The organism is Pseudidiomarina marina, from assembly GCF_003987045.1.
In the GTDB taxonomy this organism is placed as follows: Bacteria; Pseudomonadota; Gammaproteobacteria; order Enterobacterales; family Alteromonadaceae; genus Pseudidiomarina; species Pseudidiomarina marina.
Genome location: NZ_PIPZ01000001.1, coordinates 506,321 through 531,716, shown reverse-complemented (window position 1 = coordinate 531,716; position 25,396 = coordinate 506,321). Strand labels below are relative to the sequence as shown.

At 46.0% G+C, this 25,396-nt stretch carries 28 protein-coding genes and 1 tRNA gene; 13 read left to right on the top strand and 16 right to left on the bottom strand.

What is annotated here, in order from left to right:
* Window positions 1–232 precede the first annotated feature (232 nt).
* Genes CWI76_RS02525 through CWI76_RS02505 form a run of 5 tightly spaced genes read left to right on the top strand, consistent with a single transcriptional unit; the run spans window position 233 to window position 2,341 of the window.
* Window positions 233–907, top strand: a complete 675-nt coding sequence (locus CWI76_RS02525) for a Bax inhibitor-1/YccA family protein (protein WP_126758791.1) — start codon at window positions 233–235, stop codon at window positions 905–907.
* Window positions 908–920: 13 nt separating this feature from the next.
* Window positions 921–1,289 (top strand): DsrE/DsrF/TusD sulfur relay family protein, encoded by a 369-nt coding sequence (locus tag CWI76_RS02520; protein WP_126758790.1) that lies wholly within the window; start codon window positions 921–923, stop codon window positions 1,287–1,289.
* Window positions 1,290–1,299: 10 nt separating this feature from the next.
* Window positions 1,300–1,647, top strand: coding sequence for a DsrE family protein (locus tag CWI76_RS02515; RefSeq protein WP_126758789.1), 348 nt, complete (start codon window positions 1,300–1,302; stop codon window positions 1,645–1,647).
* 9 nt (window positions 1,648–1,656) lie between these two features.
* Window positions 1,657–1,974, top strand: coding sequence for a hypothetical protein (locus tag CWI76_RS02510; protein WP_126758788.1), 318 nt, complete (start codon window positions 1,657–1,659; stop codon window positions 1,972–1,974).
* A 37-nt stretch (window positions 1,975–2,011) separates the two neighbouring features.
* Entirely contained in the window at window positions 2,012–2,341 is a 330-nt protein-coding gene (locus CWI76_RS02505; protein WP_126758787.1) for a TusE/DsrC/DsvC family sulfur relay protein, read from the top strand.
* 5 nt (window positions 2,342–2,346) lie between these two features.
* Here the strand turns inward: CWI76_RS02505 and serS are convergent, their stop codons facing one another.
* The 6 genes from serS to lrp all read right to left on the bottom strand — a co-directional run bounded on the left by serS (window position 2,347) and on the right by lrp (window position 9,055).
* Window positions 2,347–3,645, bottom strand: a complete 1,299-nt coding sequence (gene serS, locus CWI76_RS02500; RefSeq protein WP_126758786.1) for a serine--tRNA ligase — start codon at window positions 3,643–3,645, stop codon at window positions 2,347–2,349.
* Window positions 3,646–3,664: 19 nt separating this feature from the next.
* The gene (crcB, locus tag CWI76_RS02495; RefSeq protein ID WP_126758785.1) at window positions 3,665–4,030 is read right to left on the bottom strand and encodes a fluoride efflux transporter CrcB; all 366 of its coding nucleotides are present in this window, start codon (window positions 4,028–4,030) and stop codon (window positions 3,665–3,667) included.
* Window positions 4,023–5,363, bottom strand: coding sequence for a replication-associated recombination protein A (locus tag CWI76_RS02490; protein ID WP_126758784.1), 1,341 nt, complete (start codon window positions 5,361–5,363; stop codon window positions 4,023–4,025). The genes crcB and CWI76_RS02490 overlap by 8 nt, the downstream gene beginning before the upstream one ends.
* Complete coding sequence (gene lolA, locus CWI76_RS02485; RefSeq protein WP_126758783.1) at window positions 5,350–6,003, bottom strand: outer membrane lipoprotein periplasmic chaperone LolA; 654 nt, start codon at window positions 6,001–6,003, stop codon at window positions 5,350–5,352. The genes CWI76_RS02490 and lolA overlap by 14 nt, the downstream gene beginning before the upstream one ends.
* Window positions 6,004–6,027: 24 nt before the next feature.
* Window positions 6,028–8,418, bottom strand: a complete 2,391-nt coding sequence (locus tag CWI76_RS02480) for a DNA translocase FtsK (protein ID WP_126758782.1) — start codon at window positions 8,416–8,418, stop codon at window positions 6,028–6,030.
* A 145-nt stretch (window positions 8,419–8,563) separates the two neighbouring features.
* Window positions 8,564–9,055, bottom strand: coding sequence for a leucine-responsive transcriptional regulator Lrp (lrp, locus tag CWI76_RS02475; RefSeq protein ID WP_126758781.1), 492 nt, complete (start codon window positions 9,053–9,055; stop codon window positions 8,564–8,566).
* A gap of 168 nt (window positions 9,056–9,223) precedes the next feature.
* Here lrp and ald point away from each other — a divergent pair, with 168 nt between their 5' ends.
* The 4 genes from ald (at window position 9,224) to infA (ending at window position 12,563) form a co-directional block, all read left to right on the top strand.
* Entirely contained in the window at window positions 9,224–10,351 is a 1,128-nt protein-coding gene (gene ald / locus CWI76_RS02470; RefSeq protein WP_126758780.1) for an alanine dehydrogenase, read from the top strand.
* 156 nt (window positions 10,352–10,507) lie between these two features.
* Window positions 10,508–11,467: a thioredoxin-disulfide reductase gene (gene trxB / locus CWI76_RS02465; protein ID WP_126758779.1), complete on the top strand. Its 960-nt coding sequence runs from the start codon at window positions 10,508–10,510 to the stop codon at window positions 11,465–11,467.
* Between the two features lie 38 nt (window positions 11,468–11,505).
* Window positions 11,506–12,204, top strand: coding sequence for a leucyl/phenylalanyl-tRNA--protein transferase (gene aat, locus CWI76_RS02460; protein WP_241967935.1), 699 nt, complete (start codon window positions 11,506–11,508; stop codon window positions 12,202–12,204).
* A 140-nt stretch (window positions 12,205–12,344) separates the two neighbouring features.
* The gene (gene infA, locus CWI76_RS02455; RefSeq protein ID WP_054487875.1) at window positions 12,345–12,563 is read left to right on the top strand and encodes a translation initiation factor IF-1; all 219 of its coding nucleotides are present in this window, start codon (window positions 12,345–12,347) and stop codon (window positions 12,561–12,563) included.
* Window positions 12,564–12,580: 17 nt separating this feature from the next.
* Here the strand turns inward: infA and clpA are convergent, their stop codons facing one another.
* Together clpA and clpS are read right to left on the bottom strand one after the other, a co-directional pair.
* Window positions 12,581–14,854, bottom strand: coding sequence for an ATP-dependent Clp protease ATP-binding subunit ClpA (gene clpA, locus CWI76_RS02450; protein WP_126758777.1), 2,274 nt, complete (start codon window positions 14,852–14,854; stop codon window positions 12,581–12,583).
* A gap of 40 nt (window positions 14,855–14,894) precedes the next feature.
* Window positions 14,895–15,203 carry an ATP-dependent Clp protease adapter ClpS gene (gene clpS, locus CWI76_RS02445; RefSeq protein ID WP_126759360.1) on the bottom strand — a complete coding sequence of 103 codons (309 nt, stop codon included), beginning with the start codon at window positions 15,201–15,203 and terminating at the stop codon, window positions 14,895–14,897.
* Window positions 15,204–15,465: 262 nt separating this feature from the next.
* Here clpS and cspD point away from each other — a divergent pair, with 262 nt between their 5' ends.
* Entirely contained in the window at window positions 15,466–15,678 is a 213-nt protein-coding gene (gene cspD / locus CWI76_RS02440) for a cold shock domain-containing protein CspD (protein WP_126758776.1), read from the top strand.
* A gap of 71 nt (window positions 15,679–15,749) precedes the next feature.
* Here cspD and yejK read toward each other — a convergent pair whose 3' ends face one another.
* Entirely contained in the window at window positions 15,750–16,793 is a 1,044-nt protein-coding gene (yejK, locus tag CWI76_RS02435; protein ID WP_126758775.1) for a nucleoid-associated protein YejK, read from the bottom strand.
* Window positions 16,794–16,864: 71 nt separating this feature from the next.
* Between yejK and CWI76_RS02430 the strand changes: the two genes are divergently transcribed.
* The 3 genes from CWI76_RS02430 to CWI76_RS02420 all read left to right on the top strand — a co-directional run bounded on the left by CWI76_RS02430 (window position 16,865) and on the right by CWI76_RS02420 (window position 18,862).
* A complete protein-coding gene (locus CWI76_RS02430; protein ID WP_092854893.1) occupies window positions 16,865–17,086 on the top strand; it encodes a YejL family protein in 222 nt (73 codons plus the stop codon).
* A gap of 15 nt (window positions 17,087–17,101) precedes the next feature.
* Window positions 17,102–18,718 carry a DUF3413 domain-containing protein gene (locus tag CWI76_RS02425; protein WP_126758774.1) on the top strand — a complete coding sequence of 539 codons (1,617 nt, stop codon included), beginning with the start codon at window positions 17,102–17,104 and terminating at the stop codon, window positions 18,716–18,718.
* 67 nt (window positions 18,719–18,785) lie between these two features.
* A tRNA-Pro gene (locus CWI76_RS02420) sits at window positions 18,786–18,862 on the top strand.
* Window positions 18,863–18,873: 11 nt separating this feature from the next.
* Here the strand turns inward: CWI76_RS02420 and CWI76_RS02415 are convergent.
* The 7 genes from CWI76_RS02415 to CWI76_RS02385 all read right to left on the bottom strand — a co-directional run bounded on the left by CWI76_RS02415 (window position 18,874) and on the right by CWI76_RS02385 (window position 25,338).
* Complete coding sequence (locus CWI76_RS02415) at window positions 18,874–20,748, bottom strand: diguanylate cyclase domain-containing protein (RefSeq protein ID WP_126758773.1); 1,875 nt, start codon at window positions 20,746–20,748, stop codon at window positions 18,874–18,876.
* 118 nt (window positions 20,749–20,866) lie between these two features.
* On the bottom strand, window positions 20,867–22,267 hold the full coding sequence (locus CWI76_RS02410; protein WP_126758772.1) for a DUF3482 domain-containing protein: 1,401 nt from the start codon (window positions 22,265–22,267) through the stop codon (window positions 20,867–20,869).
* Window positions 22,255–23,568 carry a DUF2868 domain-containing protein gene (locus tag CWI76_RS02405; RefSeq protein WP_126758771.1) on the bottom strand — a complete coding sequence of 438 codons (1,314 nt, stop codon included), beginning with the start codon at window positions 23,566–23,568 and terminating at the stop codon, window positions 22,255–22,257. Before CWI76_RS02405 ends, CWI76_RS02410 begins: the two co-directional genes overlap by 13 nt.
* A 114-nt stretch (window positions 23,569–23,682) precedes the next feature.
* A complete protein-coding gene (locus CWI76_RS02400; RefSeq protein ID WP_126758770.1) occupies window positions 23,683–23,919 on the bottom strand; it encodes a hypothetical protein in 237 nt (78 codons plus the stop codon).
* A gap of 140 nt (window positions 23,920–24,059) precedes the next feature.
* On the bottom strand, window positions 24,060–24,395 hold the full coding sequence (locus tag CWI76_RS02395; RefSeq protein WP_126758769.1) for a YbjQ family protein: 336 nt from the start codon (window positions 24,393–24,395) through the stop codon (window positions 24,060–24,062).
* On the bottom strand, window positions 24,392–24,787 hold the full coding sequence (locus CWI76_RS02390) for a zf-HC2 domain-containing protein (RefSeq protein ID WP_420849468.1): 396 nt from the start codon (window positions 24,785–24,787) through the stop codon (window positions 24,392–24,394). The genes CWI76_RS02395 and CWI76_RS02390 overlap by 4 nt, the downstream gene beginning before the upstream one ends.
* A gap of 44 nt (window positions 24,788–24,831) precedes the next feature.
* Window positions 24,832–25,338: an RNA polymerase sigma factor gene (locus CWI76_RS02385; RefSeq protein ID WP_126758767.1), complete on the bottom strand. Its 507-nt coding sequence runs from the start codon at window positions 25,336–25,338 to the stop codon at window positions 24,832–24,834.
* Window positions 25,339–25,396: the final 58 nt, after the last annotated feature.

Below are 25,396 nucleotides of genomic sequence, written 5' to 3'. Positions count from 1 at the left end.
GCCTCAAGACGAAGCGAATGATAAAGAGGTGAAACACGCTTGTAAAGTAAAAATTTAATTCAAGTGGATCGTTTGCTGGCATTTTATACAATCAGTAGACGTTTTCACTTGAAAACATTGCCTTGTGCACCCATTTTTACGGTACACTGTTACCTAGTCATGTTGGTAAGTTAACTTATTCGAAAGAATTAAGACGCAAATTAAGACATTTAGGACAACAACGGAGATATCCATGAGTAACCAAGCTCACATTTCAACCTCGCAGCGCAGCGAGACGGTATTGCAGACCAATAAAGTATTGCGTAACACGTATATGCTACTCGGTCTTACCCTGGCGTTCAGTGCGCTTACAGCATTCCTGTCAGCGAGCATGAATTTACCTCACCCGGGTTTGATTATTACCTTGGTTGGCTTTTATGGCTTGTTGTTCTTAGTGCACAAAACTGCCAACAGCGGCGTCGGCTTGCTTTCAGTGTTCGCACTAACAGGCTTCATGGGTTACACCCTAGGTCCGATTCTTGGCATGATTAGTGCGATTGGCCCAACTGGCGATCAAATTATTATGACTGCGCTTGGCGGCACCGCCTTAATTTTCTTTGCGTTATCAGCTTATGTGCTGACAACCAAGAAAGATATGTCGTTTTTAGGCGGCATGATGATGGCATTATTTGTTGTGCTTATTGTTGCATTCATCGCCAACATCTTCTTGAATATGCCGGCATTAAGCTTGACGTTGTCAGCGTTATTTATCTTATTCTCAGCGGGCGCCATTTTAATGCAAACCAGCTCAATCATTCATGGCGGCGAGCGCAACTATGTTCTAGCAACCGTGACTCTTTACGTTTCGATTTATAATATTTTCGTCAGCCTGTTGAACATTCTTATGGCATTCGGCGGCGACGAATAAGCAAGGAAAACTCGTGGCACGGATTGTCATTGCTTTACACGCAGCGCCTGCTGCTGACACCCCAGCCCAACATCGCAGCCTGTTAGCGTACCAATACGCGCAGGCTGCGCTTGTTTCTGGGCACCAGATTGATATGGTTTTTTTCTACAGTGACGCTGTTTTGCATGCCGCTAAGCGCCAAAATTCTGGTGCAGCACATCAAGCTGTTTCACAGTGGCAACAATTAGCAAGTCAGCATAATGTGCCGCTCGTTATTTGTAATACAGTAGCCGAAGTTGACCACCAAATGACGACAGAAGATTTGGTTTCACCGTTTCAGAACGGTGGCTTAACTGAATTTTCAATGGCGGCAGCTGCTGCCGATCACGTGATTCAATTTTAAAGGTTATCTTGTGAGTATTGCCGTTATTCAAACCCAAAATGCAAAGCACAACGTCGCCTGGCACGGTCAAGATATGCTACTCGCATTGGCGAGTATGGATCTCAATCCACAATTAATTCTCACCGGCGGCGGCATTGAGTTATGGTTAAACAACCATGATGAAATACGCAATAATCGCTCGCTGCAAAAGCGTTATGCCATGCTGGAGTTATTCGACTGCCCTGCTCCTTGGATAAATCAGCGAGAGCTTGATGCGGTAGGTTATGATGCCGATGATTTTATTGCTGAAGTTGAAATTCTCGACGATGACGCGTGGCAGCAGCGACTTGCAGATTTAACCAAAGTGCTTACCTACTAAAGGCCAACCATGATTGATACAGCTGCATTAGACCATCCAAAATCAGCGGTGCTCGTGGTACGTCATTGGCCAAGCGAGAAATGGCTAGCACAGTGGTTAAGCCCGAACGCAACGCTAATATTGAGTGAACAAGCGCTTATCGATGTAATCAATGATCCATCGCTAATTGAACGACTATCGATAACGCCCTACGCACTGCACAGCGAACTAAAACTATTAGGCGTTGATGAACTACCGGCTTCTATCATACAGCTTGGTGATGCGCGCTGGGTGGAGCTTTCTTTAGACGCATCAACGTACATGGTGTGGGATAATCCGCAAAGCTAATTTCTTTCACTGATAAATTATTCATTAGAGTAAAAGCATGTTTGAATTGAACGGACGCCAATACGAGACTGACAAGCACGAGTATTTAGCGCACTTTGATGAGTGGTCGCCAGAGCTTGCTGAATACATTGCGACGCTGGAAAATATTGAGCTAACCGATGCGCATTGGGAAGTTGTTCATTTCGTGCGGGAATTTTATCAAACTTACGATACTAGCCCAGCGATGCGGGTGCTGGTTAAAGCCATTGGACAAAGTTTGGGACCAGACAAAGCAAATAGTATGTATTTGTACAAATTATTTCCTAAGGGTCCAGCGAAGCAAGCGACGCGCATAGCGGGCTTACCTAAGCCCGCCAAGTGCATTTAGATTATTTATGACGCATTGATTTGCGTCATTCCCCCCATATACGGCTGAAGCGCCGCTGGAATCGCAACGGAACCGTCCGCTTGCTGGAAGTTTTCAAGTAAGGCCACTAAGGTACGGCCTACCGCCAAACCTGAACCGTTTAATGTATGCATTAATTCTGGTTTCTTCGCACCTTTACGGCGGAATCGCGCTTGCATACGGCGAGCTTGGAAATCCCACATGTTTGAGCACGAGCTAATTTCACGGTACTTACCTTGCGTTGGCAACCAAACCTCTAAATCGTAGGTTTTTGCTGCCCCAAAGCCCATATCGCCTGTACACAATAATACTTTCCGATATGGCAACTCCAGCAATTGTAAAACACGCTCCGCATGCCCTGTTAGCTTTTCTAGAGCATCCATTGAATCCTCTGGCTTCACCAGCCACACCAATTCAACTTTATCAAATTGATGCTGACGAATAAGTCCACGGGTATCACGACCGTGTGAACCTGCTTCGCTACGGAAGCATGGCGTATGGGCAGCATACTGTATTGGCAACTGGCTTTCGTCGGCAATCTCATCACGCCATAGATTTGTTAATGGTACTTCGGCTGTTGGAATTAATGACAACGGTACCTGATTTTCAGTTGCACCTTGCACATGGAACAAGTCTTCACCAAATTTTGGTAACTGCCCGGTGCCAAATAACGTGTCATGGTTCACTAAGTACGGTACATAAGTTTCTTGATAGCCGTGCTCAGCAGTGTGTAAATCCAGCATAAATTGGGTTAACGCCCGATGTAGACGTGCAATGTGGCCACGCAGCACGACAAAACGTGCACCAGCAAGCTTTGAACCAGCATCAAAATCCATTCCGTTGTTCAACGCGATGGCAACATCGACGTGATCTTTCGGTTCAAAACTGAACTGGCGTGGCTCGCCCCAACGACTAACTTCTACGTTGTCTTCTTCATCGGCGCCTAATGGTACTTCGGCGTCTGGTAAGTTTGGCACACCAGCGATAATGGTCTGTAATTCGTTTTGAACATCTGTGAGTTCTTGTTTGGCTGCTTCCAATTGCTCACCGAGATCATCCACTGCGGCCAACAATGGCGCAATATCCTCACCTTTTGCTTTTGCCTGACCAATCGCTTTTGATCGGGAATTACGCTCTGCCTGAAGTGTTTCTGTACGAACTTGCAAGTCTTTACGCTTATTCTCCAGCGCATCAAGGCGTGCGACATCTAATTCAAAACCGCGAGTCGTTTTAAGACGTTCTGCAGTTTCTGTGAGTTCACTACGAAATAACTTAGCGTCTAACATGTGTTTCCCAAATCAAAAGTTATGACTTTAACCACAGCGCAAAGAGCACTGCAGCAATGCATCCAAAAGTATTTAAAAGTGCGTAAACAAGGGCTTTCAACCATTCACCCTGCTGTGCCATAAGTACCACATCGAGTGAAAATGTCGAAAATGTTGTAAAGGCACCTAGAACGCCAACACCGAGCAACAACCAAAGCTGTTGGTTCGCTCCTTCTTGTTGTACTTGCCAGGCGAATAACAGCGCCAGTAAAAATGAGCCTGTTATGTTAACGATTAGTGTGGCGAAAGGAAATAATTTGCTGAGATTAATTAACCACAATCCCATACCGTAGCGCGCCATGGCACCGATTGCTCCACCTATGGCTACCCACATCAAGTTAATCATCGTCGCCCCGCTGCCAAATACTGTTTTGATGTTGCTGCTTCATCCAATTAAGCTTCTCTTGCAATTGCTTTTCAAGCCCGCGGTCATTCGGCTGATACAAGGTAACGGCCGCTATTGCACTCGGTAAATAGCGTTCACCCGCAACAAAAGCGTGCGGATAATCATGCGCATAGCGATAATCGACGCCATAACCTTCGGCTTTATGAAGTAACGTTGGGGCATTCGTCAGGTGTTTCGGTACCGGTAAATCAGGATACTGCTCAGCAAGCTTTTTCGCCTGATTAAACGCGCTATAAACCGCATTACTTTTCGGTGCCATCGCACAAAAAATTAAGGCCTGCGCAATCGCTCGTTCGCCTTCAACTGGCCCTACGCGGTTAAAGGTATCCCACGCATTCAGCGCGAGTTGCATGGCGCGCGGATCGGCATTGCCGATATCCTCGGAGGCTATAGCTAAAATGCGTCGTGCCACTATTAAGGGGTCGCCACCACCTTGTAGAATACGTGCATACCAATATAACGCGCCGTCTGGAGACGATCCGCGTACTGATTTATGTAGTGCTGAGAGCAGCTCGTAGTAGGCATCACCTTGTTTGTCGAATACCGCTTGGCGACTGCCGACAGCTTCTTGAACAAGGTTTAAATCGATCTGCTTATCGACCGCAGCATCAGCACAAATCTCAAGAAAATTAAGCGCTCGACGCGCATCACCAGCGGCAGCATAAATTAAATACTTGAGCGCATTTTCCGCCAGCACTAAATGGCGCGCTCCAAGGCCACGTTCGGTATCATCAAGCGCTTGGCGAATCACTTGCTCTATATCAGCATCATCAAGATGTTTTAATCGGTACACGCGGGTACGCGATAACAAAGCATTGTTGAGCTCGAAAGCCGGATTCTCAGTGGTTGCGCCAACAAAAATAATGGTGCCATCTTCAATATGTGGCAAAAACGCATCTTGTTGGCTTTTGTTAAAACGATGCACTTCATCTACAAATAACACGGTGCGCCGCTGTTGTGATTGGGCGCGTTGTTTTGCTGTATCAATAGCCGCACGAATGTCTTTCACGCCAGCTGTCACCGCACTAATTCTATCAAGCGTTGCATCAGCGCTGTGCGTTACCATCTCTGCTAAGGTTGTCTTCCCGGTGCCCGGAGGCCCCCACAGAATCATGGAATGCAAAAGCCCCCGGTTGATCGCTTCATAAAGCGGCTTACCAGGGGCTAAAAGATGCGACTGCCCAATATACTCATCAAGCCGCCGCGGCCGCATTCGTGCGGCTAGCGGCCTGAAATCCGGCTCTAAATTTAACCGACCGTTAACGTTGGTCATCCACGTCAATTCCTTCCGGCACCTCAAATTTAAATAAATCACGATTTAAAGCACGGTTGAGCTGAACGTTTTCAAGCTCGATGGTACTAATTTGACCTTGTCCGTCGTCTAGAATAATTCGTTGCAGTTTGGCTTGCTCGCCTTTTTCACTGAACACGAGTTGCAAACTCTGTGTGCTATCGGCGCTTGGCAATGGCTGCAATGCAAAGCTATTCGCTTCGGCTTTAACTTCATAGTCTGCCCAAGCTTGACTATCACCATCTAACAACAACAATAACGGACTCTGTGCCACGGCTTCGGCTTGCGCATACACCGTTACCTGCTCAACAAATGGATTGTAGTACCAAAGATTTTGGCCATCAGCTACCATCAAGGTTTCATCTGGTGCATCGGTTTGCCAATGTAATAAATTAGGTCGGGCAAGCGCCATATGACCATATAGCTGCTGAACTAGCTCACCGTTCATATCGGTAACTTCTTGCGAGAAATCTGCTTCTAGGGTTGTTAAGCCATCAAGCCGCGTCAATAACGCTTGGCGGTCAGCGTCTGAAGCCATCGCAGGAAGCACCAGCGTTGCGCTCATCATAGTGCTTACAATAGTGCCTACAAAAACCGTCGAAACTTTCTTTAATACGTTCATAATTTATTCCGTTACCACTTCAAATTAATCGCGCGGTGGGCGCGGGGCGAGAACTTCGCGTTGGCCATTATTTCCAGCACTACTAACGACACCACTTGCTTCCATTTGTTCCACAATTCGAGCGGCGCGATTGTAACCAATTCTGAATTTACGCTGCACACTCGATACCGAAACACGACGCGTTTCAGTAACAAATGCAACGGCTTCGTCGTAAAGTGGGTCACTTTCCTCGTCGCCAAGATCAAGTTGCTCACCTGGCAACAAATTGTCTTCATCTAAACTGCCGTTGAGTATTTCATCCAGATAGTTTGGCTTACCACGCTTTTTCCAGTCGGCAACAACGGCGTGAACTTCATGATCATCCACAAATGCACCGTGCACCCGCGTAGGTACACCGCTTCCAGGTGGCAGATAAAGCATATCACCCTGCCCCAACAGCTGATCTGCACCAGGCTGATCAAGAATAGTACGCGAATCAATTTTGGACTGAACTTGGAACGCAATCCGCGTTGGAATATTGGCCTTGATCAAACCTGTGATAACGTCAACAGACGGCCGCTGCGTAGCCAAAATTAAATGAATTCCTGCGGCACGAGCCTTTTGTGCGATACGTGCGATAAGCTCTTCAACTTTTTTACCGACAATCATCATCATGTCGGCAAATTCGTCAATCACCACGACAATGCTTGGCAACTTCTCCAAGTATGGAGGCAATTCATCCATCGAATCACCCGGTTTCCATATCGGGTCACGTAACGGTTCACCCGCGTCTTTCGCTTCTTGAACCTTATGGTTATACCCCTTCAGGTTACGCACCCCAAGAGCCGACATTAATTTATAACGTCGTTCCATTTCGCCAACACACCAACGTAACGCATTCGCCGCATCTTTCATGTCAGTCACTACTTCCGTGAGCAGGTGTGGAATGCCCTCATATACCGACAGTTCAAGCATTTTCGGGTCAATCATGATTAAACGCACATCCTCTGGCGAGCTCTTATATAGCAAGCTGAGAATCATAACGTTAACACCCACTGATTTACCCGAGCCAGTGGTACCTGCGACCAAAAGATGCGGCATCTTAGCGAGATCGACTACCACGGGCGCACCGGAAATACCTTTACCAAGCACCATGGTTAATGGCGATTGACTTTGCTGGAATGCATCACAGGCAATGACTTCACTAAAAAATACCGTTTCACGAGATTTATTCGGCAATTCCAAGCCAACATATGATTTACCAGGAATCACTTCCACTACGCGCACCGAAATGGCACTTAGCGAACGTGCGATATCTTTATCAAGGTTTGAAATTTTTGAAACCTTAACACCGGGTGCCAAATCAAGTTCAAAGCGAGTGATTACCGGGCCAGGTTGCACGTTAGCAACCTTTACTTCGACGCCAAAGTCTTGCAATACCGCCTCAACGGTTTGGCTAATCTGTTGTAATTCGTCCGGTGTTAACGGATTACCCGTCTTATTCGGCCGATCAAGTAATTCAATCGATGGCAACGGATCGACGCTTAAAACGGGGGCTTCGTTATCGTCGTCATCGGTTCCTGCATTCTCAGTAGCTGGCGGCTGCTTAGGCTTTGGTTTAAAGCGAGCATCGTCAGACTTATTCGGTGCCTCTTTGGCTGATTTGAAATCATCGGTTATTTGTTCGCCAGGAAATGGTTCGTCATCATCAAGCGCCGACAACGTCAAATCTAAATCAAGCTCAGGCTCTTGCCGAATTGTTGTTGCCGGCAGTGTTTTCTGACTCGGCGATAATTTCTCGGGAGATTTCGGTTTGTCAGCTTTCACAGGACGCTCGTAACTTTGTGCTTTGTTTACGAGTTTCTTTACTAATCCAACTAAACCGACCGTTCCGGTGATGGTTACTTCACCCAACTTATCCGCTAACCAAATCCACGAAATACCTGTAACTAAAGTTAAACCGGTGCATAAAAAGGTTAATAACAACAGCGTGGTGCCAATAAGATTAAAGTATGGCAATAGTGACGAACTGATCACATCACCAACTACTCCACCGGCTGAAAATGAATAAATATCACTGAAATTAAGAGCAGCCAGCGCTGATGCGCCTACTAAGGTAAGAACCAAGCCAATTAACCGCAAACCAACGGCTAAATAATCAAGCTCGAGCAATTTGTGCGGCTGGCGAAACATCATATAGCCCAGTGAGGCCAAACCAAATGGAATTAAATACGCGACAAAGCCAAACGCAAACAGCAAAGCGTCAGCGAACCATGCGCCAATAGCGCCGGCAGCATTATGAATATTCCCTTCATAGCTTGTTTGTGACCAACTGGGGTCTGCTGGATTAAAGCTCGCTAATGCTAGAAATAGAAAGATAGCAAAAGCGCCGCAGAGTAAGAGCCCAACTTCTAAAACGCGTTGTACACCGCTCATATACCACTCCAGCTCACTGATTGACTTACCATAGGGTTCTGTCGTCCTTTTGTTCTGAGCTTCATATTCTTATTATTCTGAATTTCTTATTGAAGCTATTGTAACTTGCTTGACCACGTTATTCAGCTATTTATCCTGCCTTTTCTTAACCTTTAATGAGCACTTTATTATCGTCTTTTACTTCTTCCATCACCACATAAGTACGTGATTCATTCACGCCAGGCATGGTTAAGATGGTTTCGCCCAACAGCTTACGATACGCCGGCATGTCTGGCACGCGCGCTTTAATCAAAAAATCAAAATCGCCGGCTACAAGGTGACACTCGAGAATTTCAGGTGTTTTGCGCACGGCTTCACTAAATTCAGCGAAGGCATCGGACGATGTTCGTGTCAGTGTTATTTCTACAAACACCATTAAGTTTGCGCCGAGTTTAGCGGGATTGATACGGGCATGATAACTATCAATCACCCCTTCCCGTTCAAGCTTGCGTACACGCTCGTTACAGGCGGTAGGACTAAGACCAACGCGCTGAGCAAGATTAACGTTGCTGATGCGCCCATCGTCTTGCAGAATACGCAAAATCTTCCGATCAATTCTATCGATAGTTATTTCCACTGGATCTTCGGCATTAAACATTGTTTTTCTCTATTTTATATATTCCATACCTATTTATAGCCTATAAATCGACATAAAAAAAGTACGAAACACACCTACCTAATCATCTATAATTGCCGCCGAAATAAGTAGCTATCATAAAGCTATGTAACAAACTTAACGACAAGTCATTATCGGAGACGCACAACCATGCTAATTGGTGTACCTAAAGAGATTAAAAACCACGAGTATCGTATTGGATTAACCCCTGCGGCAGTTCGCGAATATGTTGCCCATGGTCATCAAGTGATGGTTGAGCAAAACGGCGGTTTAGCAATTGGTTTCACCAACGAAGATTACGAGCAAGCTGGTGCGACAATTGTTGCCGACGCCAAAGAGATTTTTGCTAAAGCAGAAATGATCATCAAGGTAAAAGAGCCACAGCCACACGAGTGTGAACAATTGCGTGAAGGCCAAATTCTTTATACTTACCTGCACCTTGCGCCAGACCCAGTGCAAACTGAATTGTTAGCAAAAGCTGGTGTAACCGCTATTGCCTACGAAACAGTAACCGATCGCAACGGCGGTTTGCCGTTATTAGCACCAATGAGTGAAGTGGCTGGCCGTATGTCGATTCAAGCCGGTGCTCACCATTTAGAGAAAGCGAATGGCGGTAGCGGCACCTTATTGGGTGGCGTCCCAGGTGTAGCGCCTGCGAAGGTACTCGTCATCGGTGGTGGCGTGGTTGGTACTCAGGCAGCGAAAATGGCTGTTGGTATGGGCGCAGATGTCACCATTCTCGACCGTTCGTTGCCGCGCTTACGTCAGTTAGACGATATCTTCGGTGGTCGCGTGAAAACTATCTATTCAACTGTTGATGCTATTGATGTGTTCTCTCGTGAAGCTGATTTAGTCATCGGTGCGGTTCTAATTCCTGGCGCTGCAGCACCGAAATTATTAACTCGCGAACACCTACAGAACATGAAACCTGGTTCTGTTGTTGTTGACGTCGCAATTGACCAAGGTGGCTGTTTTGAAACATCAAAAGCAACCACACACCAAGACCCAACCTACGTTGTTGAAGATGTTATTCACTACTGTGTAGCGAACATGCCAGGTGGTGTTGCGCGTACTTCAACTATCGCACTGAACAACGCCACCTTGCCATTTGGCTTGGCGTTAGCGAACAAAGGTTTGAAGGCGATGGCAGACGACCCGCATTTATTAAATGGCTTGAACATGCATAAAGGTAAAATCACTTACAAAGCAGTTCACGACGATTTAGGTGCACAGCTTGGCCTTGATTATCAAGACCCTGCGGAAGCTATCAAAGCGTAAACCGTTCTTGGCTTTTGTGCCGGAGCGATAGCTTGACAAGACCCGCCGTGGATTTCCACCGCGGGTCTCTTGTTTCAAGGGCTTGTAATCCCTACAATCACCCCCATAGTGTCAAGTATCTAGCCAAAAAATAAAGAACAACGGAGTACCAAACTTATGGCTGAAGCCAAACATTGCCGCCTGCTGATCCTCGGTTCAGGCCCAGCGGGTTACACCGCAGCTGTCTATGCGGCACGCGCAAACTTAAATCCTGTATTAGTCACCGGTATGCAGCAAGGCGGTCAGTTGACCACCACAACGGATGTCGAAAACTGGCCGGGCGATCCAGAAGGTCTTACTGGCCCTGATCTGATGGTTCGTATGCAACAACACGCCGAAAAATTTAATACAGAAATGATTTTTGATCATATCAATCGCGTTGATTTTTCAAGCAAACCATTAAAATTGTTTGGTGATTCAGGCGAATACACAGCCGATGCCGTGATTATTGCAACCGGTGCTTCTGCGAAATATCTTGGATTAGACTCTGAAGAAGCATTTATGGGTCGCGGTGTTTCTGCCTGCGCAACCTGTGATGGTTTCTTCTATCGCAATCAAAAAGTAGCTGTCGTTGGCGGTGGTAATACAGCCGTTGAAGAAGCACTATACTTAGCCAACATTGCCAGTGAAGTTCACGTGATTCATCGCCGTGATACCTTCCGTGCTGAAAAGATCTTAGTCGACCGACTAATGGACAAAGCCTCTAATGGCAACGTCACCTTGCATCTCAATAAAACTTTGGACGAAGTGTTAGGTGACGATGCTGGCGTAACCGGTGTACGTATTAAAGATACACAAGATGGCGCACTGTCTGAACTCGACGTGATGGGTTGCTTTATTGCCATTGGCCACCAGCCGAACACGGGTATTTTTGCCGATCAACTTGAGATGCACGATGGTTACATTGTGGTGAAATCAGGATTGCACGGTAATGCAACAGCAACCAGCGTTCCTGGCGTATTTGCTGCCGGCGACGTGATGGATCATATCTATCGTCAGGCAATTACCTCGGCAGGTACCGGCTGTATGGCTGCCCTCGATGCCGAACGCTACCTTGATGGATTAACCAAAGCTTAGGGCCTTGGTTAACCGCCTAGGGAAAAGAGAGAACTCTGGTGTTGTTTGAACTTACGACCAATTCGGTCTGGTTTCCATCGCCAGAGTTCGCTTTACGCGACCCCGATGGCCTACTCGCATTCGGTGGCGATTTGTCACCAGAACGTCTTATTGAAGCCTATAAACACGGTATCTTCCCTTGGTATAGCGCGGAAGACCCGATTTTATGGTGGAGTCCTGACCCACGCACGGTTTTTACCGCCGAAAGTCTTCATGTAAGCCGTTCTATGCAACGTTTTTTAAAACGAACGTCATTCCAAGTAACGTTGAACTACGCCTTCAACGAAGTCATACAAGCCTGCGCGAATGTTCACGAACGCGCAAACCGAGGCGTTTGGATACACCCCGAAATGCAATTAGCCTATACTAGGCTGCATCAATTGGGCCACGCTCATTCGGTGGAAGTATGGCACGAAAGTCAGTTAGTTGGCGGGCTATATGGTATGAGTGTTGGTAATATCTTTTGCGCTGAGAGTATGTTTCACACTCAAACCAACGCCAGCAAAACGGCGCTGCTCGTTTTCGCTCACGAGTTCTTCGCCGCCGGCGGTCAATTGATTGACGCCCAAATTCGCAATGAGCACACGACAAGCCTTGGCGCCCAAGATATTTCGCGGCAGCATTATTTGCGTAAATTACGCACACAAAAGAGTACATTGCGTACAAATTTCTGGACACCGACCCGTCTAAAAGCTTGAACAATCAAGATAAGCAGTGGCAATTGTCATTAAAAACGGCTAAAATTCTGCCACTTTTCGCGGCGTAAGCCTTATTACGTTAGCAATTTAATAAAATTTGCGACTTCATCGCATCATTAGAAAATTTATCGAGGACTTGAATGGCAAAAGAAGACAGTATTGAAATGCAAGGCACGGTATTAGAAACCCTGCCGAATACAATGTTTCGTGTTGAGCTAGAGAACGGCCACGTGGTGACCGCTCATATTTCTGGCAAAATGCGCAAGCACTACATTCGCATTTTAACCGGTGACACTGTCACGGTGCAGCTTACTCCTTACGACCTAACCAAAGGCCGTATCGTCTTCCGCGCCCGTTAATTCAGGCCACTCGCGGTTCAATCAGTGGTTGAACCGCGCGCCTCCCGCTCTTCAATTTTAAGTTCTAACTGACCTTTCGCAACGGACACGGTAACCGCACCACCATGAGCGAGTTTTCCAAACAAAATTTCGTTCGCTAATGGTTTTTTTAGATGCTCTTGAATCACTCGCGCCATTGGTCGTGCCCCCATCGCTTTATCGTAACCTTTTTCGGCTAACCAGCGAATCGCGGCCGGCTCAAGTTCAAGCGACACATGTTTCTTATCCAACTGCGCTTGAAGCTCGCAAATAAACTTATCAACCACCTGCTCTATCACTTCTTGATTCAAGTGATTGAACCAGACGATGCCGTCTAAGCGATTACGAAATTCCGGTGAGAATGTCCGATTAATCTCAACCATTGCATCAGGCGCATGATCTTGCTGTTGAAAACCAATTGACTGACGCACTGTTTCTTGCACGCCAGCGTTGGTTGTCATCACCACAATCACATTTCTAAAATCAGCTTTGCGGCCGTTATTATCGGTCAATGTTCCGTGATCCATTACTTGCAACAGAATATTATAAATGTCGCTATGTGCTTTCTCGATTTCATCTAACAGCAACACGCAATGCGGATGTTTGATCACCGCATCGGTTAATAAACCACCCTGTTCAAAACCCACGTAGCCTGGCGGTGCACCAATCAAACGGCTCACGGCATGGCGTTCCATGTATTCCGACATATCAAACCGAACAAATTCGATACCCAATACCTTTGCTAGCTGCTGGGTTATTTCAGTTTTGCCAACCCCGGTAGGGCCAGCAAATAGAAACGAGCCGATTGGCTTATGTTCTTGCCCTAATCCTGAACGCGATAACCGAATTGCAGCCGTCAGTTGATCAATGGCTTGATCTTGTCCAAACACCACGAGTTTCAAATTACGGTCGAGATTTTTCAAAATCTGCTGATCGCTGCGCGATACCGATTGTTCTGGAATACGGGCAATTTTTGCAATAATACTTTCAATATCTTGCACACCAATGGTTTTTTTGCGTTTCGATGGCGGCAATAATCGCTGACTGGCGCCGGCTTCATCCAGTACATCAATCGCTTTGTCTGGCAAATGACGCTCGTTGATGTAGCGCGCCGATAGCTCCGCTGCTGCCCGAATTGCTGGCTGGGTATATCGAATGCCATGATGTTCCTCATAGCGTTCTTTTAACCCCTGTAGAATTCGCGTGGTATCGTCAACCGAAGGCTCTGCGACATCAATCTTTTGAAAACGGCGCACCAACGCGCGATCTTTCTCAAAAATATTTTTATATTCAGTGTATGTGGTCGAACCAATGCATTTAAGTTCACCGCTACTCAACAGCGGTTTCAGTAGGTTAGAAGCATCTAATACCCCACCGCTGGCGGCACCCGCACCGATAATCGTGTGAATTTCATCAATAAATAAAATAGCATCAGGTTGTTCGGCAAGCTCTTTTAATAATTGTTTAAAGCGCTTCTCAAAGTCGCCTCGATACTTCGTGCCCGCTAATAAACCGCCCATATCTAACGAATAAATGACGGCGTTATGCATTACCTCTGGCACATCATCCGTCACAATTCGATGTGCTAAACCTTCCGCAATTGCAGTTTTACCTACCCCAGCTTCGCCTACCAATAGCGGGTTGTTCTTGCGGCGACGACAGAGTACCTGAATGCAACGCTCCAACTCAAAATCGCGGCCGATTAATGGATCAATTTTACCCTCGCGAGCGCGCGCATTTAAATTCGTACAGAAACGTTTCAGAAAGCTCTGCTGTTCTTCGGCTTGTGCTTCAATTGTCTCGGCATCGCTACTATCGGTTTGCGATGATTCATCATCAATTTTCGTCATCCCGTGCGATAAATAATGAACCACATCAAGCCGTGTAATATCGTGTTTATTTAATAAATACACCGCATGGGATTCTTGTTCACCGAAAATCGCCACCAACACATTAGCGCCGGTTACTTCGCTGTTACCTGAAGATTGAACGTGGAATACGGCACGTTGCAATACACGCTGAAAACCCAGCGTCGGTTGCGTATCCGTGTCAGCACTCTCATCATCGAAACTCGGTGTACTGCGGTCAACGTAGCTCAATAATTCTTGCTTTAACTGAGTGAACTCTAGCCCACATGCACGCAAAGCTTGCGCAGCTTCTGGATTATCCAGCAACGCTAATAGGAGATGCTCTACCGTCATTAACTCGTGACGGTGGTCTCGGGCTAACCGAAACGCATCATTTAATGTAATTTCTAGCGCTTTATTTAACATGAGCTACTCCTTAAAAGGCTCAGTGTACAGCTTGCAAGCCTCAGGCTTTTTCCATTGAGCACAACAACGGATGTTGGTGCTCACGGGCATACTGGTTCACTTGTACTACTTTGGTTTCCGCAATTTCTGCAGAATAGACGCCACAAATGGCACGTCCTTTATAATGAATGGTCAACATCGTATCGGTTGCCCGCTCTTGATCCATTCGAAAAAACTTAATCAATACTTCAACGACAAAATCCATCGGGGTGTAGTCGTCATTATTTAATATCACCTTATACATCGGTGGCGGCTGTAACTTTTGCTTTTCTGCAACGCGTTCGCTGCCTTGTTGGTGATGATCTGCCATACCCATGGATGACCCTTTCTTTATATATAGTAGCTATTTGCGCAAATGGCTTAAAAATTTGTAAGTTCGGTGAAAAATACCCACCTTCCGACTCAATTTGTTCACAAAACAATCAAAAAACGGCTTGACTATCACCAGAACTCACCTAGAGTAAAACATGGTGTTAACAAAGCGACATTTCAAGTGTTTCGAACATGTCGGTTGGTTAGCAACCATTCTAACAATAACTAAATTTTAAATGCAGAATAAAGGAAGTAGAAGTATGGCAACCGGTAAAGTGAAATGGTTCAATAATTCCAAGGGTTTTGGCTTTATCGAGGCAGAAGATCGCGAAGGCGATATTTTTGCGCATTACTCAACGATTGATATGGAAGGCTATCGCACGCTGAAAGCTGGACAAGATGTTGAGTTTCAACTCGAGGAAGGTCCAAAAGGTCTTCATGCAACCAACATTATTCCGGTGCAAGGTAAGTAAATAACACGCCGCACGCACCATTTAAAACGCCGACTTTTAGGTCGGCGTTTTTCGTTCTGTCCTGCTCGAGTTTAACTATCAATGCCAAAATAACGGCGTAATTGGTCACGCAAATTCGGTGGCGTGCCGTGAATCGTTAATTTATCCGAATGCGCATCATATTCTACTCGAGCACCAAGTAACTCTTGGTCAAAGCCAACACTCAAGCCACCACCTTGTCCTTGAAACTTCACCAGTTTACGCAGTGTACTTCTATCTGCTCGAATTTCTTCTGGTAACGGTTGTGCTTGCTCAGCGGTGAAATCTGCAAAACTTCGCTCCGCTGGTACAGCCTGTTGTAACTGCTCCGATAAGTCTTTGACGCGCACCGGTTCGTTACTTTTCCATGAATTGTCACAGATATCATACACCGATTTACGCAATGTATTGGCCTGTTCGGTAGGAATCTCAGAAGCTTTCACATAGTCGTGCAGGCTTTCAACTAACTGTTGTGATTGCTTTTTCGCGTTTAAACCTTCCGCACATCCTAAAAAATCTAGGAAGAAATCAGAGACTTTGCGCCCAACCCGGCCTTTAATAAATGAGATATACGTCGCTGATTCTGGCTCTTCTTGCCACTCAGTCAGGTTAATCGTGGCTGCTAATTGAACCTTATTAATATCAAGCTGTGATGAACGATCCACTGACAAATCCGGGGCAATGGAAACACCATCTTTACTCGGCAGGAATGCGACGACTAAATAATCCTGGCCCAGCTCGGTGTAGCTTGCGATTACCAAAAAACCATCTTCTAAAATGCCATAGTGCTGCAGTTGTTGATGAAGAATCTTTGCCGCCTGCTGCGAAAAGCCAACAAATTCGTCTTCACCCTTCCGCCAAGCTTTCAATTTATCAGGAAACTCACTTATTTGATGTTCTTCGGCATCATCGTTGACGGGGTCAATAAAGCGCGCATAACCTTTGCTTGGTTTCGCGTTATAGACTTCAGTTAACTCACTCAACAACAGACCAACTTCGTCATTAATTGCCAGTGTTGTCGGTGCCACCCGCAGACCAATCTGCCCGTCATTGGTATAGAATTGATGGATAATGCTATGTTTCACATCAGCTTGCATGTTATCTCGGTGTCCTCTGTGATTCCCTGTGATACTATGTGTGCTAGTTTAACATGTTGAGATTTAAAACCATGCCGATTGTTTCGAAATACGATGTAAAAACCCAACAACAACTACTTGATGCTGTGATTGATGTCTTGAATCAACACAAAGCACCAACCGATTTAGCCTTGATGACGCTCGGCAATGCCGTTTCAAATATCATTAATGCCAGCTATAAATCAGAAGATGCGTACAAGGTTGCTGAACAATTTGGCAAAGTACTGCTACAATCGATGGAAAAACAAGCATAAAGGTTCAGTCACCGCATGAAACAACGTAAACAACGTCGCGACAAAATTGCTCGATTAATTAGCTGGGGCCACTGGTTTACGTTTTTCAATATCTTACTTGTATTAGCGATAGGCACACTCTACATCGAGGCAACGGAAGCACCTGGTAGCGCGCTGGGTGTACTTTATCTCATCATGAATTGGCTTGGGCATTTTGCCTTTTTGCCGTTCATTGTATTTATTATTCTCATTTTTCCTTTTTGCCTACTTATTCCATATACCCGAATACTCCGCGGTATCGCAACGTTAGTGGCCTCATTTGGCCTCATCGCACTCGTTGCAGACGCGCTGTTTTACCGTCAATACGGCTATCATTTAAACACGTATTCATTATCCCAATTGGCTACCGATGCAGAAACGGCATTCGCCGGGGCTAGTTTTTTGATTTTATTGGGTATGCTACTCATCTTCGTCGTTCTGTTAATTTTCGAGCTAGGCCTAGCCAATATTGCGTGGAAACGACTTGACCAACTACAACAAAAACACTGGGGTAACGCATTTAGTGCAGTTTTCGTCTTGTGCTTTTTAGCCAGTCATAGCATTCACATCTGGGCTGATGCGGTGTTCTACACCCCGATTACCAAGCAAGACGACATGTTTCCGTTAAGTTATCCAACCACAGCCAAAACCTTGATGAGCAAACACGGGTTATTGGTTGAACAGCGTCTTGAAGCAACTGAAAACCTCATTCGTCAAGGCACCGCAGTTAACCTGGCTTATCCAAGCCGCGCCCTGCAATGCGCGCGCGTGCCCGAAGCTCCGAATACGCTCGTGATTGCGTTGAATCAACTTGATACAACGACAGTGACAGCATTGCTGCACGAATTCCCAGAATTGACACAATATGAAAGTCCTGTACTCGGTCATCGCAATAGCACCAGCGGCCTGTTTGAACTTATGTACGCCCTGCCCGATCTTTATCAGGCACCAATAGAGCACGCCAATAAGCAACCGGTCTATTTTTCAACATTACGCGACTACCGTGTCGAGGTGGCACTGCAAAACCAATTGCAAACATCGTCGCTTCCAGGTGCACTCAACGAATTTACCGCGTTTAATTTACCAGAACCTTCGGCCTTTATCGGCCTCGCTACTGCTGACACCATGACAACCGAGATGAAACGCATATTGCGTCGACAAATCGATCAGCAAACGCAAGTTGTTGTCGTAGGTATTCAACCGCAACAACCCGCGGGTAAAGAAGCGCTGTCAATAACTGCCATGCAAGTACCGTTATTGTACACCGTCGGCATTTCTTTGAAGCCGCAGCCTTTGGTATTGCTTACCGATATCATGCCGACTATTTTGGCGCGCTACATTAATTGCGTTGATGAAGCTGATGCGTATTCGATTGGTATCGATTTGTCGGCGGAGCAACGACGACTCCCCGTCATGACTAGTTTCGGTCACGATCTCGTCGTTTATGATGAAGAAATGACATCGATAATCCAAGCCGACGCAAGTATTCGTACGTTTGATAATCAAGAACAGAAGCTATTACCTGGTGTATCGCCCGCAACCCCAGTTTTGGTTGACGGTATTCGTAGACTAAAACGCTTCAGTCAAGAGCAACAATCTACCGTGGTTGACTAATAAAGCATCAGTTGGTGCGCTGGCTACTTGCCTATTTGATGGTTATCGGTAATATAGCCAACTCGGTCGGCGTGTAGCGCAGCTTGGTAGCGCACTGTCATGGGGTGTCAGGGGTCGCTGGTTCAAATCCAGTCACGCCGACCAATTAATTTTCTCTACTCCGCGAAGCAAAATTGGTTACGTCCCCCCTCTTTTGCTTTATACATGGCGGCATCAGCAATTTTCAGTAACTGCTTCGGCGTATCCGCATGGTCGGGGTACAACGCAACACCCATCGAGGCGCCAATCTGTAAAGTCAACGTACCGATACGAAATGGCTTTTGTAACGCCACAATGACTTCACCAGCAATTTTCTCGATATCGCTTCGCTGTTGTATGTTCTCGATTAAAATAACGAATTCATCACCACCTAAACGTCCAACAATATCCGACGAACGCAAACACTCGCGAACACGCGGACCTATTGCCTGTAACAATGCGTCACCAACATCGTGACCGTGTGTGTCATTCACAGGTTTAAAGAAGTCTAAATCAAAAAACAGCAACGCGCAGGATTGTTTCGATAGATTGGTTCGCTTAATAGCATCATCGAGATGTTGTAACACCGCAAAACGATTGGGTAAATGAGTGAGCGTGTCAGTCAAAGCCAACTGCTGAAGACGCTCTTGGGCGTGTTTTTCTGCCGAAATATCGTTAAAAATATGAATCAACTGAAGCGCCCGGCCATCATTATTGCGAACGGGGGTGATGGTTTGCAACGCAGGAAACGACTGACCGCCTGGCTTTTTATACCAGACCTCCCCTTGCCAGCTATCATTTTTCTGAATATGGCGCCGCACTTGTCGTTGAATCTCATTGGTCATACGACCGTCATCGATAAACGCCAATAAACAGGTGTTTTTTATCTTATCAACTTCAATATTAAACAACTGCACAAAGGCCTTATTAGCTCGCAATATGATTAACGAGTTATCAGTAATCACAATGGCTTCTTGCGCTTTTTCAAACACCGTATTTGCTAGTTTTAACTTGCGATTCGATTCACGAAGTTGTCGATGTTGCGCCAGTTGCGCCCGAATGATTGGTTGCGAATATTTGTGCAGCCACCAAGCTCCGATAGTTACCGCAATAAGTATAACCAGAGCGACTGATGCAAACTCGGTAACTAACGCACCAAAAACTGAAGTTTCAGCATGAATCACCACCAGCCCCCACGCCGAATCGCTGAAAGGAATAAAGTAATGTAGTCGCGGGGCTTCTTTCGAGGTATCGCGATAGACAAACGGAACATTACCGTACGCCGCAATATAAAATGACTCGTTAGAACCAAATTCACGTTGTTTCAGTTGATTGGAAACTTGATCAAACTCGATATATAAACGCTCGCGGGAGTTAACAAGACGGAAGTTTGTGCTCTGCCCGAAGGTATTTAGCTCTCGCACAATATCAAGAATTTCGGTTGGCCCAAAAAGTAGAATATCGATACCAATGGTGCGTTTGTCTTCGTCAACGATAGGTGCTGCTGCTGAAATAAAGAGGTCATCATCAACCGTCACATAATGCATGCCGTACGGTCTTAATTGTTGCCAATCGAGATTCAATTTTGCATCGAGTAATGAACTTGCGGGGCCATCGTATTGGGCCACAATTTCTCCGCTGTTAGTCACTCTCACGCCGGCAACTAGATTCGGGATAAAGGCGGCAGCATCGGTAATGCGATCGCGAGTTTCTTGCACCAGTTGGGCGATATCTAACTCGCCAGCAGAGTAGGCAATCAAAGCCTTCCTAATTTGGGTACGACTGGCAAACTGTTTCGCAATTGATTGGTAATGCTGAAGTTGCTTTTGCACCGACATTGCTTGAGCTGATGCATAAGCTAAGCCGGTGCGTTCTTGCGACTGAGAAATGTAAAACGAAAGAGGAAGTAGTGTCGCCAAACTTGCAACAATGCCAGTCAGCAAAATACCCCACACGACTCTGCGTATCAGCGTACGATATTTTCCTGAAATGTCCGTAGCAGTTTGACCCACCGCATATCCTTAAGCTGGTTTTTGAATGACTGCGTAACATCCTTTATTTAATGACAGTATAGCTAAGTTTGTCGGAACTTTATGCAGCTAAGTGTAGGTAATCAGCTACCCATAACGGCTAATTCGCATGACTCCAGAAACCGCGGCAGAGCTCAGTTACGTCGCGCACACATTCCTGACGTTGCGCATCTCGCACAAAACTACGCTGATTTAAGCTCGACCATTGAGGATGTCGGCGCGCTAATTTCAACCTCCCCGACAAGGCTCGCAAAAACTGTTCTCGTAATTTTGACGATTGCGTCACTAATAATAAATCCTGCGAACCATGTCCTCGGGTCGCCAATTGTTGTAGCAAATTTAATTGCCGCAATGTTAGTAACTTTAAAATCTCATCATCAACAATGAGTTCACGCTCACCCTTAAAGTGGCCAAGCAATTTCTTCCCGTAGTGATTCCAACCTTGCCAAATACCACCAATTGCGGCACCAACCGCGGTACCGGCGCCTAAGCTCATACCACCAACCATTAAATCAATACCGGCACCAATCGCCGCACCGCTACCGACCCCGACACTGGTCTTTATGCCAAATTCCTTGAGTGTTTCTAACTCAAATAGGTCATCTTTCCAAGTACCGTCAGTGAGGCGCAACTGCTGCAAGCGAACATGTTCTAAACGAAACGCATATAGCGCAAGCATTTCTGTCACACAATTACGCTCGCGTCGTTTTACCAAGTTTTGCATCTGCTCAACAATTGGTTTCAGTTGGGCATCGTCAACATCCGCTTTAACGTGCTCATGAAATGCTGCGACATCAACCAGTAATTCGGCTATTTGAGTTAAACCCGTGTTTAGACGATGTGCACGTTGTTGAGTGCGATACTCAGCCAATTGCTCTAATTGGTGCTGGAACCCAGGTACTATCGCGCTTAGCCGGTTGAATAAAATGGCTTCGCCACCTTCCGGTGGACTCACTGCATCGAACTCAATATGCGCATGCAAGTTAACTTTGGTGAGAGCTAACTTCCATTCATTTACATTATTTGGTTTTTTTGCAGTGAAATTGAGAATTGGTAATATCGGTTTGCCACAGCGCGCAAGAACGCTTAACTCGTCCTGATACTTGGGTAACACCGGATCACGCACGTCGATAACGTACAAGGCCGCGTGACATTTTAATAATTGACGCAGTACCTTTGATTCTTGTTCAAACTCATGAGCCGCCGCCATCGTGTTCAAAAAGTGACGCACCTGCGCTGGTCCATCGTGACGAAAACTCGATTCGCTTTTTACCAAATGTTCATATAAGTCAGACCCGGCCTCTAACCCTGGCGTATCGAATAACCGAAGTAGTATTTGGCCATCGGCGTCAACATCAATGCTAGTGACTTCACGTGTTGTGCTTGGTCGCGAGTCGACCTCACCGAACTGGCTGTCATGCAACAATGTTCGCATTAAGGATGTCTTACCTGTGTTGGTATGGCCAACAACAGCCAACATGAGTGCGTTTACTGCTTCCATTTCACGCCCTCCTCAGTTAAGCACTCTTGCCAATGAATAATACGTTTTTCATCGGTGTTCTCAGGAATCACTAAAGTGGCTTCAACGTTTAAACAATATTGCTGAAGCAGCGTCAAAAAGCGCATTGCAGCTCTGTCGGGGGTTAACTGGGCATTTAAACGCACGGTTAAGTGACCTACTGGATGCTCATCCAAGCGAGCTAGCAACCGTTGTTTGTCGTCACTTCGGGCAATCACTCCGGCATACCAGTTTTCTTGTTGATGCTGTTTCAACCAAGTCGAATCGGCCTCATGATCGAGGCTTATTACGAGTTCGCCGTGACCAGGCTTCGGCGTCCGCCACTGTGCTGTATCAATTCCTGAAACATCACTATCAGCATCAACTAATTCGGTTGCCGCTGATACCGTTAACTTGCGAATAATTGGCGCGTAGCCAGGTAGCGTCAAATCAATCGTCATTTTGCGAATTCGCGAAATTAAGACGCTGATAGAACCAATCAAAAATATCAATCGCCAAGCAACACCGTAAATGATAACGCAGCTAAGTAACCAACGTCCGGCTTCAAGCTGCGCGCTTTCACGAGGCTGATCCCAAAGTGCTGCAACCGAAGGTGCCTCAACACCAAATAAACTGGGAATTAAACCAATAACACTCACCCAGCTCTGTAGTGTTTCGGCTGGCCAAATGGTCGTTGCCCAAGTAAAAGCGTACGCGCTAGTGCTCAAGTGGAAGAATAATACAAACCATACTGCCAGCATAAATAATGTCCAATAACCGTGCGTTAGCGCGGCACCTGCCGGTTTAGTCAAACCGTACTGATTGGCGATGGTGAGTAAGGTATTATTGAATTGTTGGTTATACTGGCGTTGGCCGATATGCTCTAACCCCCACAATGAAATTCGCCCAACCCAACCAAAACTATCTTTGATAATGAGCGAGAAGCACCATAGAACAAACAAGATGATGTGTAAGCCAAGTAGCATCATCAAGGCATAACTTAACGATATCGGTTGCGTAACGCTTAAAGTGCCGCGAACAATCGCAATGGCACCCATAATGGCGAAAACACTGAGAAGAATAGCAATGAGGCGCCGAAAATGATCCCAAACGCGGAGTTGATGAACGAGTCCAAGCCGAGCTGCTAATAACTCAGCACGTTTGAATACGCGCTGTTCCATTGTTGGCAACTGGCGAGCTTGTTGTTCGATGGCATCGGCGCGTTGAAAGCCATTTTGTAATTCATGGCGGCGAACGAGTTCCGCCATCCATACTGAGCGAAAACGAGAGAATATTTTAAGCATTGAACCGCTGTCTACTTAGCTAAACTGCATTGTAATTATTATTTTCAATAGCCTTCATTTAACCTGAGAAGCAGTCGATTTACAACGCTTGATTCGGGTATTTCTAACGAAGATTTATAATTGCGTACGTTGACGGCATGTTGCTTCAGATAAGTCGTAATTCACACTTACATAATGACCATTCGGGCAAACCAACTTTTCTGAATCTTTTTTATTATTGGAAGATAACTGCGTTAATTTCACCGCCCAATCGTTTAAGTTCACGTTTGGGGTCATATCAATTTGCTGGTCGCGGTTATAGTACTGAAACGCAACGCCGCCGAAGATAAGGAGCAACAATAATTTGCGCATGGCTATTTCCACCTAATTTACAATCAAATAAGAAAATGGCAATTTTGCCCTCAATGCAGCATTGAGTCTAAGCAAAACTTGCTATTTGCACCGTAAATTTACGGTAAAGCCAGTGTAAATTTTGGTCTGTATTTTTAACTTTATGATTTCGCTTGAGTTAACTTAACCGCAGTACCATAGGCTAATAATTCTGCTGCACCATGCGCAAGCATTGAAGTACTGAAACGCACATCAATCACTGCGTCGGCGCCTAGTGTTCGAGCTTCATCGACCATTCTATCTAAAGCCTGTTCGCGGCTCTCGCCAAGTAGTTTGGTGTAATCATGAATTTCACCACCGACAATATTTCTAAAAGCAGCCAAAATATCTCGACCAAGATGACGCGCTCGAATGGTATTCCCGCGTACTAAACCCAGATGCTCGGTAATTTTAAACCCAGCAATATGGTCACTACTCACAACTCGCACGTGTTTCATAATTGTACCTTCTTGTACCGATCATTCTTAGCGGCAATCCATCGTTGGCGTGCCACCGCTCCAAACAAGAGTAAAAACCCAAGCCCTAAACTGCTAGTGACGAGTTTGAGTGCCATCGGTATCGATTCATCCGACCAATAGCTAAAAATTCCATATATCGCGAGCAACGACAACGTGGTTAATACAAGAACCCATCCCGCGATGAACACCCATCGACTCGGCTTATCCTTGTCGAATTTCGCCAGAAGTTGCCCATCATCAAATTTCGGTATCGCATTGCGCAGTTGCTCTCGCATACCTTGTAACTCTTTTAATTCGCTCTGACACCCCGCACACTCGGCTAGGTGATGATGCAATTGTTGCTGCTGCTGTTGCGTCAATTCATTATCCATGAAACCAGAAATTAGCGTTGCTGCCTGTTCGCATGTTAAACCACTCATTTTTCACCTCGTTGCAACGTCTCTAACACCTGTTTTAAAGCTAGCCGGGCGCGATGTAACCGCGACATAACGGTACCTTGTTCAAGCTGCATAATTTGGGTTATATCGGCATAGCTACAGCCATTAATTTCACGTAAGACAATAATTTCGCGCTGTTCAATCGGTAACTTCTGAAGCGCCATTCTTACCATTTGTTGGGTCTGCCAAGTTTCGAACTGGTGTTCAGGCTCAATCATGGTTGGCGCTTGCTGCTCATAATCTTCGCCCCCTAAGCCTTGCTCTTTGCGCTGACGCCGAATGACGTCAATCGCCGCATTATGAACGGCGCGCAAAAGCCAAGCTTTCAACTGGTGTTTATCAGTTGGCATATCGGTAACCGTCAACGCCCTTTCTAACACCTGTTGCACACTATCGGCAGCACGCTGCTCGCATTGCTGGATAGCCATGGCATGTGTCATAGCATCGGCTATCAATGGTTTAAGCAGCGCCAAGCGTTCAGACATATGAGTTCCTAATTAAATAGTCGCTTACCTATAAAACGAATGAAGCAGTGTGTTTATT